This is a genomic window from Rudaea sp. (assembly GCF_036383415.1).
GTDB lineage: Bacteria > Pseudomonadota > Gammaproteobacteria > Xanthomonadales > Rhodanobacteraceae > Rudaea.
Map to the genome: position 1 here is coordinate 1 of NZ_DASVOK010000406.1, position 10,938 is coordinate 10,938.

The 10,938-nt window shown below is 64.2% G+C and carries 7 protein-coding genes; 4 read left to right on the forward strand and 3 right to left on the reverse strand.

Going from position 1 to position 10,938, the window contains the following annotated elements; all coding sequences use genetic code 11:
* On the forward strand, positions 1-1,513 hold a 1,513-nt coding region (locus tag VF497_RS14805; RefSeq protein ID WP_330890061.1), incomplete at its 5' end, for an acyl CoA:acetate/3-ketoacid CoA transferase.
* A 74-nt stretch (positions 1,514-1,587) separates the two neighbouring features.
* Here the strand turns inward: VF497_RS14805 and VF497_RS14810 are convergent.
* The 3 genes from VF497_RS14810 to VF497_RS14820 form a co-directional block, all read right to left on the reverse strand.
* Positions 1,588-3,009 carry a porin gene (locus tag VF497_RS14810; protein WP_330890063.1) on the reverse strand — a complete coding sequence of 474 codons (1,422 nt, stop codon included), beginning with the start codon at positions 3,007-3,009 and terminating at the stop codon, positions 1,588-1,590.
* Between the two features lie 233 nt (positions 3,010-3,242).
* Complete coding sequence (locus VF497_RS14815) at positions 3,243-4,616, reverse strand: HAMP domain-containing sensor histidine kinase (protein WP_330890065.1); 1,374 nt, start codon at positions 4,614-4,616, stop codon at positions 3,243-3,245.
* A 39-nt stretch (positions 4,617-4,655) separates the two neighbouring features.
* Positions 4,656-5,357: a response regulator transcription factor gene (locus VF497_RS14820; RefSeq protein ID WP_330890067.1), complete on the reverse strand. Its 702-nt coding sequence runs from the start codon at positions 5,355-5,357 to the stop codon at positions 4,656-4,658.
* A 160-nt stretch (positions 5,358-5,517) separates the two neighbouring features.
* On the opposite strand from VF497_RS14820, the gene VF497_RS14825 reads away from it, so the two are divergent.
* From VF497_RS14825 to VF497_RS14835, 3 genes are all read left to right on the forward strand, one after another.
* Entirely contained in the window at positions 5,518-8,763 is a 3,246-nt protein-coding gene (locus VF497_RS14825) for an efflux RND transporter permease subunit (RefSeq protein WP_330890069.1), read from the forward strand.
* Between the two features lie 26 nt (positions 8,764-8,789).
* On the forward strand, positions 8,790-9,995 hold the full coding sequence (locus VF497_RS14830) for an efflux RND transporter periplasmic adaptor subunit (protein WP_330890071.1): 1,206 nt from the start codon (positions 8,790-8,792) through the stop codon (positions 9,993-9,995).
* Positions 9,992-10,938, forward strand: a 947-nt coding sequence (locus VF497_RS14835; RefSeq protein ID WP_330890073.1) for an efflux transporter outer membrane subunit, incomplete at its 3' end; no start/stop codon positions are given. The genes VF497_RS14830 and VF497_RS14835, both read left to right, overlap by 4 nt.

Below are 10,938 nucleotides of genomic sequence, written 5' to 3' on the forward strand. Positions count from 1 at the left end.
TGCGAAGACGACCGAGGACATCGTCGAGCTGACCACGCTCGGTGGCCACGAATGCCTGTTCTACAAGGCCTTCCCGATCCACATCGGCATCATCCGCGCGACCACCGGCGATGCCGACGGCAACCTGACGATGGAGAAGGAGGCACTGACGCTCGAAGCGCTCGCGATCGCGATGGCGGTACGCAATTCCGGCGGCATCGTCATCGCCCAGGTCGAACGCGTCGCCGAGAACGGCAGCCTCAATCCGCGCCAGGTCAAGGTGCCCGGCATCTTCGTCGACTGCGTTGTCGTCGCCGAGCCCGAGCATCACTGGCAGACGTTCGCCACGCACTACAACCCGGCATTCAGCGGTGAGTTGCGCGTGCGCGCCGGTTCGCTGCCGCCGCTGCCGCTGTCCGAGCGCAAGATCGTCGCGCGCCGCGCAGCACTCGAACTGAAACCGAACTCGGTCATCAATCTCGGCATCGGCATGCCCGAAGGCATCGCCAGCGTCGCCAACGAAGAGAAAGTGATCGACCTGATCACGCTGACCGCCGAACCCGGCGTGATCGGTGGCATTCCGGCCGGCGGCCTCAACTTCGGCGCGGCGACGAACACGCAGGCGGTGATCGACCAGCCCTACCAGTTCGATTTCTACGACGGCGGCGGCCTCGACGTCGCCTTCCTCGGCCTGGCGCAGGCCGATGCGCGCGGCAATCTCAACGTGTCCAAATTCGGGCCCAAGCTCGCCGGTGCCGGCGGCTTCATCAATATCAGCCAGAAGGCGAAGAAAGTCGTGTTCGTCGGCAGCTTCATCGCCGGCAAGCTGCGCATCGCCGTCGAAGGCGGCCGTTTGGCCATCGTGCACGAAGGCACGGAACGCAAGTTCGTGCGCGCGGTCGAGCACGTCACTTTCAGCGGCGACTACGCGCTTGCGCAGGGCCAGCCGGTGCTCTACGTGACCGAACGCTGCGTGTTCACGCTCGGCGATGACGGCCTCGTGCTGACCGAAGTCGCGCCGGGTATCGACATCGAGCGCGACATCCTGGCATTGATGGATTTCAAGCCTTCCATTCCGCACGATCCCGCGACCATGGATGCGCGCATTTTCGCCGACGCGCCGATGCGCCTGCGCGATGACCTGCTCGCGCTGCCGCTCGACGCGCGTTTTTCCTATGACGCGCAGCAGGACCTGTTCTTCGTCAACCTCGAACGCTTCAGCGTGCGCAGCAAGGCCGACATCGCCGCGATCGCGCGCACGGTCAAGCAGACACTCGCGCCAGTCGGGCACAAGGTCTACGCGATCGTCAACTACGACAACTTCAGCGTCGCCCCAGAACTGCTCGACGACTACGCCGCGATGGTGCGCGAGCTGATGGACCACAACTATTCCGGCGTCACCCGCTATACGACGAGCGGCTTCCTGCGCATCAAGCTCGGCGAAGCGCTCGAACAACGTGGCGTCGCGCCCTACATCTATCCGACCTCGGACGAAGCGCAAATGATGCTGCGCAAGCAGGAGGCGCCGCCCTGATCCGGGACAATCCGCAAAAAAGAAAAAGGCCGGGACGAGTCCCGGCCTTTTCATTGACGCAGATGTCGCCCGGATCAGAACTGGAAGCGGAAACCCGCCATCACGTTGGTGTTGTTGTCGTGCAGGTAACCGTTGGCCAGACCATCCGCAACCTTCGAGTACATGACGCCCGCATAGGTGTCGAAGCGCTTGGTGAAGCGATAGTCGGCGACGAACGAGAACGCATCGAGATTGCCGCTGCACTGGCCAAAGCTCGTGTTGGAGCACGGAGCACGCACCGCAACCCCGTTCTGCACCACCGAATGGTAGTCGTTCTGGTCGTAGTGATAGTAGCCGCCGGTCAGGCTCCATTCCTTGTTGAGCTGGAACTTGGCGCCGATCCAGGAGACCTGCAGCTTCTTGTCGAACGCGTAGGCGTTGTTGTTGGTCACGCTGATCGCGTACCCGCCGAGGCCGTCGAAGCCCGCCGCGAGCGGATTGGACGGGTTCGAATAGGTGATGTGCTCGTAGCCGCCGAACAACTTCCACTGGTCGTTGAGCTTGTAGTTGGCTGCCAACGTCCACGACTCGTTGTCCGAGATCGTCGCGGCCAGAGAATCATGCGACAAGCCGCAGGCCGGCGGCACCTTGGTGCCCGTGCACGGAGCGATCTGCGCCGCGCTGAGCGAACCGGCGGCGATCGAAGTGTTCTTGAACGCGTAGACGCCGTCGACCGAAAGGCCGCCGAAATCGGCGCCGACCGAAACCTGGCCACCGTCGCCCGGGCTGCCGTCGTTCTTGCCGAACTGCCACATCGCGGCAACGCGGAAGTTCTGGTACTTGTAGTTGTACTTGATCGAATTGTCGGCGCGCACGTTTTCCGTGTTGCCGCCGCCCGCGGTGGCGCCCGAATAGCCAATCACCGAGAACGCGTACGAGCCGCCCTGCGGATCGTCCTTGCCGATCACGTCGGCCAGTACCGTGTTGTGACGGCCGAGGGTCAGCGTGCCGAATTCCTTCGAGCTGATGCCGCCGAACGCCGGGCCGTTGAACACCTGGCCGGCACGGCTGCCGTCGGCGCCGGTCTTCTGATCGGTGATCGCTAGGCCGTTGTTGTGGATCAGCGAAGCCGGCGCATCGGCGAGCTTGCCCGAGGTCGGGTTGAAGCCCATCTCGAGGTTGAACACGAAGTCGAGGTCGTCGGTCAGCTTCTCGGTGCCCTTCAAACCGACCTTGGACTGGCTCAGGCCGCTTGGCGCGAGCGACGTGGTGGACTTGTTGCCGTTCTTGCTCACCAGATAATCGAGACCGACGTAGATATCCTGGCTCAACGGAGCGCCGTGGCTCTGGTAGGCCACGCCGATGTCGACGACGCCGTACAGGGTGACGCCGTTCCAGGTCAGGGTGCCGTCATCGGCAGCCAGCGCATTGGCGGACATGGCCAGACCGGCCAAGACCGCGGTGCAAAGCACGGATTTCTTCGCGGCCGTGGCCGCACGCTTGTTGTAGTGCTTCATTTGGACACCTCGGGGTAGTGGAGTTGAAGGACTGGAGTCTGTGTCGACCGCGTGCACGCTTCTGCCACACGGGCCCCGCTCGTCTGCGCGCATGTTAGAAATTCATTGTTACAGTTCTTTGACAAGCAATGGTTCCAGCCGCGAGGCCGCCGACCAATTGGACTTAGGTACAAAGACGTAACCAATTGACTGTCAGGGAATTTTTTGCGGACGCGCGCGAGAAGACCGGCCACTTACCGCAGCGGTCGTTGTTGTCGGCAAAGGATGCGCGCGCATACGCCACCTTCGCTCGTCTCGTCCAGCACGAAACCGAAACCGTGCAGGCGCACGATGGCGTCGACCAGGCTCAGTCCCAGTCCACTGCCCGGCACGTTGCGTGCCTCGTCGGCACGATAAAACCGTTGCAGGACGGATTTGCGCAGATCCGATGGAATTCCCGGCCCCGAATCAGCGACCGAAATCACCGGCCCTGCTTCGTCGACATCGAGCCCGACGCGGATCATCCCGCCAGCAGGCGTGAACTTGATCGCGTTGTCGAGCAGGTTGCCGATCGCCTCGAACAGCAACTCGCCATCACAGTCGACAATCGCGTCCGAGGCGACACCCAGCGTCAATCGCACGTCGCCCTGATTCGCGAGCGGCTCGTACAACCCGACGAGCTTGCGCAGAATCGGTTCCAGCGGCGTCGGCGAAAATCCCGCGCGGCGGCGCTTGCTTTCGATCTCCGAAATGCGCGACAGCGCGCGGAAACGGGTCAGCAGCAGATCGGTCTGGGTCAACGCGTGGTCGAGCGCGGCATGATGCGGAGACAGGTCTTCCAGCGACTGCTGGGTACGATAGATCGACGCGCGCAGCCGGGTCAGCGGCGTACGCAGATCGTGTGCGATGTTGTCGCTCGCGGTCTTCACCTCGCCCATGAGGCGCTCGGTTTCGTCGAGCATGGCATTGACGATCTGCGCGAGTGCGTCGAGCTCGCGATTACGTATGCCCAGCGGCAGGCGCTGGCTGTAGTCACCCTCGGCGATGCGCCGCGCCGCGCGATCGATTTCGCGGATATGGCGCACGGCCGGCAGGCTGTAGAACACCCCGCCGAGCACGCCGAGCAGCAGGATCACCGCGGCGATCAGGAAGCAGCCGCGCAGCAGCGATTGGCGGATCTGTTCGAGCACGGCGACGTCGCGCGCCACGACAAGGACATCGCCGTTGTCCAGCGTCTTGCCCAGCGCACGAACCTCGAGCGCCTGCGCAAACAGGTCGGCATTGCGATTGACGGGCAATGCCTGCGGCTTGCCGTTCAGCACCAGCTCGCGCGGCACGCACGCAAGATTGCCTGCGAGCGGCCGTCCGTCCGGCGCGAAAACGCCGAAGAAACCGATATGCCGAATGTCGCGCGCAATCTCGTAGGCGATGTCCTTGTCGAGCTCGCCCGTCGTCGCCGTCGAGAACACATGCGCCTGGTTGAGCAGAATCTGATCGACCTGCTGGTTCTGGTAGCGCGCCGTCTGCCAGTAGATCAGCGCGAACAGGCATACGACGGCCAGCGAAAACAGCCCGCCGTAGAGCACAGTGAGACGAAAACTCGTGATGCGCCAGAGTTCAGCGAGCATCGCCGCAGGATACGCCCGGACGCCGTGCTGCACGCATCGTCATATCGGGCCGAACAGATAGCCGGAGCCGCGCACGGTCTGGATCAGCGCGGGGCATCCCGCCTGCTCCAGCTTTTTGCGCAGCCCGGCGATATGCACCTCGATAAGGTTCGTGCCGGGATCGAAGTGATAGCCCCATACGGCCTCGAAAATCATCGTGCGGGTCAAGGTCTGACCCGAGTTGCGCATGAGGAATTCGAGCAACTGGTATTCGGTGGGTTTCAGATCGAGGTCGAGGTCGCCGTAGAACGCGTTGTGCGCGACGCGATCGAGCACCAGACCGCGTACGCGCAGTTGGGTGGGCTCCGATGCCTGGGCATGGCGGCGCAGCAGTACCTCGACGCGCGCGGCCATTTCATCCGAGGCGAACGGCTTGGTCAGATAGTCATCGCCGCCGGCGCGCAGGCCGCGCACGCGCTCGTCGACGTCGGAAAGCGCACTGATCATGAGCACCGGCGTCTGGATGCGCCGCGCGCGCAAGGCGCCGACGACGTTGAGTCCGTCGATGTCGGGCAGCATGCGATCGAGCGTGATCACGTCGTAGCCGCCTTGCAAGGCGAGCGCGAGCCCTTCGTTTCCCGTGCCGGCCCGGTCGATCCGGAAGGCATGGGAGGTCAACTCGGCCACGATTTCCTCGGCGGTGCTGTCGTCGTCCTCGATGACGAGAATGCGACCGGAATGGGCGCTGGTCGTCGCGTTCATGGATGGCCGGGCGGGTTTGCGGATCATGGGATTGCGGGATGCCGAGTAAGCCACGAAACGCAGCCGGAAAAGCCAATATTAAAATCCTTTAACTAGCTACGCGCACAACAATCCATAGCATCGCCGGTCACAACGCGCCGAATCCTTTTGCCCTGCACGCATGAACCGGTTAGTCCAGATCGCGCTCAGCCGCCCCTACACGTTCATCGTGCTGGGCATCCTTATCCTCATCATCGGTCCGCTGTCGGTCCTGCGCACGCCGGTCGACATCTTTCCGAACATCAACCTGCCCGTGATCAGCGTGGTATGGACCTACAACGGCCTCGCGCCTGACGACGTGTCCGACCGCATCGTCACCTACTTCGAACGGCAGATGACGACGACGGTGAACGACATCGAACACGTCGAGTCGCAGTCGCTGCCCGGCGTCGGCGTGGTCAAGGTGTTCTTCCAGCCCAACGTCGACGTCAACGCGGCAATGGCGCAGGTGACCGCGATCGCTCAGGTCGTGTTGAAACGTCTACCCCCCGGCATCACGCCACCGCAGATTCTTTCCTACAGCGCGTCGAGCGTGCCGGTGCTGCAGCTTGCGCTGATCAGCAAGACGCTGACCGACCAGCAGTTGTTCGATCTCTCCAACAATTTCATCCGTCCGCAATTGGCGCAGGTCGAAGGCGCGGCGATTCCCTCGCCCTACGGCGGCAAGAACCGCCAAGTCGTCGTCGACCTCGACCCGAACGCACTGCGCTCGAAGGGACTCTCGCCGTCGGACGTGACCACGGCCATCCTCGCGCAGAACCTGATCCTGCCGTCGGGCACGCAGAAGATCGGCACCTTCGAATACAACGTGACGCTCAACAGTAGTCCCAAGGAACTCGACGAACTCAACGAGCTGCCGATCAAGGCCGTCGGCGGTACCGTGATCAAGCTCAGCGACGTCGCCCACGTGCGCGACGGCTATTCGCCGCAACAGAACCTCGTGCTCGTCAACGGCCAGCGCTCGGTGCTGACCACGATCCAGAAGAACGGCAAGGCCTCCACGCTCGACATCGTCGCCCACGTCAAACACCTGCTGCCGACGATCCAGGCCGGTGCGCCGAAAGGTCTCGAGGTCGGCACGCTGCTCGACCAATCGATCTTCGTCAAAGCCGCAGTGTCCGGCGTGATCCGCGAGGGCGTGATGGCCGCGGCGCTCGCGAGCCTGATGATCCTGCTATTCCTCGGCAGCTGGCGCTCGTCGCTGATCATCGCCGTGTCGATTCCACTGTCGATCCTGTGCTCGATCGCGGCGCTTTCCGCGATCGGCGAGACGATCAACGTGATGACGCTCGGCGGCCTCGCCCTCGCCGTCGGCATCCTCGTCGACAACGCCACCGTCACGATCGAAAGCATCAACTGGCATCTCGAACAGGGCAAGGAGGTGCCGGTCGCGATCGTCGCCGGCGCGGGCCAGATCGCCGTGCCGACGCTGGTCTCCACGTTCGCGATCTGCATCGTGTTCGTGCCGATGTTCTTCCTCTCCGGCGTCGCGCGCTATCTGTTCGTGCCGATGGCCGAGGCCGTCGTGTTCGCGATGATCGCCTCGTACATCCTGTCGTTCACGCTCGCGTTGACGCTGTGCAAGTATCTGCTCAAACCGCACGTCGATCCGCATGCGCCGACCACGCATCCGATCGAAGACGCGATACGCGAAGACGCGACCGAGCACATGGCCGGTGGCTACGGCATCCTGTCGCGCTTCCAGCGTCGCTTCGAGCGCGGCTTCGAGGATCTGCGCGAGCACTATCGCGGACTGCTGGAACTCGCGCTGACGCGGCCGCGCGCGTTCGCGCTCGGCTTTCTCGGTGTCGTGTTCGCTTCGCTGCTGTTGATCCCATGGCTCGGCGAAAACTTCTTCCCCTCGGTCGACGCGGGTCAGATCAAGCTGCACATGCGCGCGCAGACCGGCACGCGCATCGAGGAAACCGCGCGCCTCGCCAGCGAAGTCGAGAAGACCATCCGCCGCATCATTCCGGCCGACGAGCTCAAGAGCGTGGTCGACAACATCGGCCTGCCGGTCAGCGGCATCAACATTACCTACTCCAACTCGGCGCCGATCGGACCGGCCGATGCGGACATCCTGATTTCGCTCAACGAGGAGCATGGCCCGAGCGACGACTACATCGCCGCGCTGCGCGAGGCGCTGCCGCGCGAATTCCCGAGCGCGACGTTCTCGTTCCTGCCGGCCGACATCGTCAGCCAGATCCTCAACTTCGGCCTGCCCGCGCCGATCGACCTGCAAATCATCGGCTTCAAGCGCGAGGAGAATCGCGCCTACGCCGAGGAATTGCTACACCGGCTCAAGCGCATCCCCGGCATCGTCGACCTGCACCTGCAGCAGGCCTTCGACCAGCCCGAGCTGCGTGTCAACGTCGATCGCGTGCGCGCGCAGGAAATGGGCTTCAGCCAGCGTGACGTGGCCAATGACCTGCTCGTCTCGCTCTCGGGCTCGGGCCAGGTCGCGCCGACGTTCTGGGTCAATCCGAAGAACCACGTTTCCTACCCGATCGTCGTGCAGACGCCGCAATACAAGCTCGACACGCTGAGCAATCTCGACAACATTCCGATCACCGGCCCGGGCAGCAAGCAGCGCCAGATCCTCGCCGGTGTTGCCAGCGTGACGCGTGGCCAGGGCGACGGCGTCGTCTCGCACTACGACGTACAGCCCACGCTCGACCTCTACGGTTCGGTGCAGGGGCGCGACCTCGGCGCGGTCTCGCGCGAGATCGAAGCGATCCTGCGCGAGACCGCGAAGGACGTGCCGCCCGGCTCGACCGTCGCCCTGCGCGGCCAGGTGCAGACGATGGAAGAATCGTATTCGAGCCTGCTGTTTGGCCTCGCCGGCGCGATCGTGCTGATCTATCTGCTCATCGTCGTCAATTTCCAGTCCTGGCTCGATCCGTTCATCATCGTTACCGCCTTGCCCGCCGCGGTTGCCGGCATCGTCTGGATGCTGTTCCTCACCGGCACCACCCTGTCGGTGCCCGCGCTGACCGGCGCGATCATGTGCATGGGCGTCGCCACGGCGAACAGCGTGCTCGTCGTCAGCTTCGCGCGCGACCGCATGGCGCAGGGTGCCGATGCGCTGACTGCGGCGATCGAAGCAGGCTACATTCGTTTTCGTCCCGTGCTGATGACCGCGCTGGCGATGCTGATCGGCATGCTGCCGATGGCGTTCGCGATGGGCGAAGGCGGTGAACAGAATGCGCCGCTCGGTCGCGCGGTCATCGGCGGCCTGATCTTTGCCACCTGCGCAACGCTGTTCTTCGTGCCCGCGGTGTTCGCGATCCTGCATGCGCGCGACCAGGCCGTGCGGCCCGGTCCCGAAACGCCGGACTCCACGCCGCTCGCCGTTCCGACGCATTGACGATTTCCGCCTCCGATCTCCACGCCATGTCCGATTCCGCTCGCCTCCAACGACCCTCCCTGCGCCGCCTGCGCCTCGTCGGCATCGTCGCGCTCGTCATCGCGCTGGCGCTCGCGCTGACCGGCATCGCTGCGCGCACGCTGCGCGAACACGCCCTCAAGCAGAAGATCGAAACCGATGCCGTGCCGACCGTTGCCGTGATCGTGCCGGCACCGGGCGACTCAAAACAGGAACTTGTACTGCCAAGCAACATCCAGCCCTGGTACGACGCGCCGATCTATGCGCGCGTCTCCGGCTATCTGAAGAAGTGGTACGTGGACATCGGTGCCAAGGTGAAGGCCGGCGAGGTGCTCGCCGAGATCGAGACGCCCGAACTCGATCAGCAATTGCAGCAGGCACGCGCGGACCTCGCCACCGCGGTGGCGAAGGAGAAGCTTGCCGAGACGACGAATCAGCGCTGGCAGAAGATGCTGGCCTCGACCTCCGTGTCGAAACAGGAGGCCGACGAGAAGAGCAGCGATTTCGAAGCGCGCAAGGCCGAAGTCAACGCGCAACGCGCCAACGTCGATCGCCTGCAAGCGATGGCGTCGTTCAAGCGCGTGGTCGCACCGTTCGACGGCACCGTCACCGAACGCAAGACGGACCTCGGCGCGCTGATCAACGCCGGCAGCGGCAGCGGACCGGAACTCTTTCGCGTCGCCGACACGCACAAGCTGCGCATCTACGTCGAAGTGCCACAGGCCTATGCCGAGCGCATCACGACCGGCATGCAGGCGCAACTGCAATTCCCGGAACGGCACGGGAAAAGTTTCCCTGCGTCCGTGGTGAGCACAGCGAATGCGATCAGCGAGTCTTCGCGCACCCTGCTCGTGCAACTCGAAGCCGACAACGCCGATGGCAAGCTCATCGCCGGTTCGTACGCCGACGTGCATTTCGATCTGCCCGCCGCGGCCGGTGCACTGCAACTGCCGGTGACGTCGCTGATCTTCCGCCAGAACGGCCTGCGCGTCGCGACGCTCGGCAAGGACGACAAGGTGACGATGAAGAACGTCGAGATCGGACGCGACTACGGCACCAAGGTCGAGATCGTCAACGGCCTCGTTCCGGACGACCGCGTCATCGACAGTCCGCCCGATTGGCTCGCGCAAGGCGACAAGGTGCGCCCGGCGCAGCCCGAGAAAGTCGCCACCTCCATAGCCGCCACACATGCCGGCGAAGGAAGCAAGCAATGAACCGCGCCGGGCTCGTGCTGCGCACGCTGACGCTCGCGGTCGCGACCGCGGCGTTCGCCGGCTGCTCATTCGCGCCAACCTACGAAACGCCGAAAACCGACATCGCCGACACGTACAAGGAACTCGGCCCGTGGCGCAACGCCACACCATCCGATCAGCTCGAACGCGGCGACTGGTGGCGTGATTATCGCGACGCCACGCTCGACGGTCTCGAAGCGAAGGTCGACACCGCCAATCCCGATCTCGCCGTAGCGGTCGACCGCTACGATCAGGCGCGCGCCTACCTCGCCCAGACCGGCAGCGCCGAGTTTCCCGAAATCAATGCCGGCGGCCTCGCCACGCGCAATCGCCAATCCGACCATCGCGCGCTGCGTTCCGCTTCGCAGCCGTCGTACTACGGCGACAACATCGTCGGCGCCTCGCTCGGCTACGAACTCGACTTGTGGGGTCGCGTGCGCAACTCGATCGCCGCAGGCAAGGCGACGACGCAGGCCGCCGCCGCCGACCTCGCCTCCGTGCGCCTGTCGCTGCATGCTGAACTCGCCGACGACTACATCATTCTGCGCAGCCTCGACGCGCAGGAAAAACTGCTCGTCGATACGGTGACCGCATACGAGCAGGCCGTGAAGCTGACCCAGAACCGTTTCGAAGGCGGCGCTGCCTCGGGCCTCGATGTCGCCCGCGCGCAAAACCAGCTAGACAATGCGCGCGCGCAAACGACAGACATCCGTGCGCAGCGCGCGCTGTACGAGCATGCGATCGCGAGTCTCGTCGGCGAATCCGCATCGAAGTTTTCGTTGCCACCGAATGTGGTCGAACTGCCGCTGCCGTCGATCCCGGTCGCGCTGCCGTCGACGCTGCTCGAACGCCGTCCCGATATCGCGGCGGCCGAACGCCGCGCCGCGGCGGCGAACGCGCAGATCGGCGGCGCGCGCGCGGCAGT

Coding starts and splice junctions, on each gene's coding strand:
- VF497_RS14820 (WP_330890067.1), bottom strand. CDS start 5,357: ATGAACGCGACGACCAGCGCCCATTCCGGTCGCATTCTCGTCATCGAG.
- VF497_RS14815 (WP_330890065.1), bottom strand. CDS start 4,616: ATGCTCGCTGAACTCTGGCGCATCACGAGTTTTCGTCTCACTGTGCTC.
- VF497_RS14810 (WP_330890063.1), bottom strand. CDS start 3,009: ATGAAGCACTACAACAAGCGTGCGGCCACGGCCGCGAAGAAATCCGTG.
- VF497_RS14830 (WP_330890071.1), top strand. CDS start 8,790: ATGTCCGATTCCGCTCGCCTCCAACGACCCTCCCTGCGCCGCCTGCGC.
- VF497_RS14825 (WP_330890069.1), top strand. CDS start 5,518: ATGAACCGGTTAGTCCAGATCGCGCTCAGCCGCCCCTACACGTTCATC.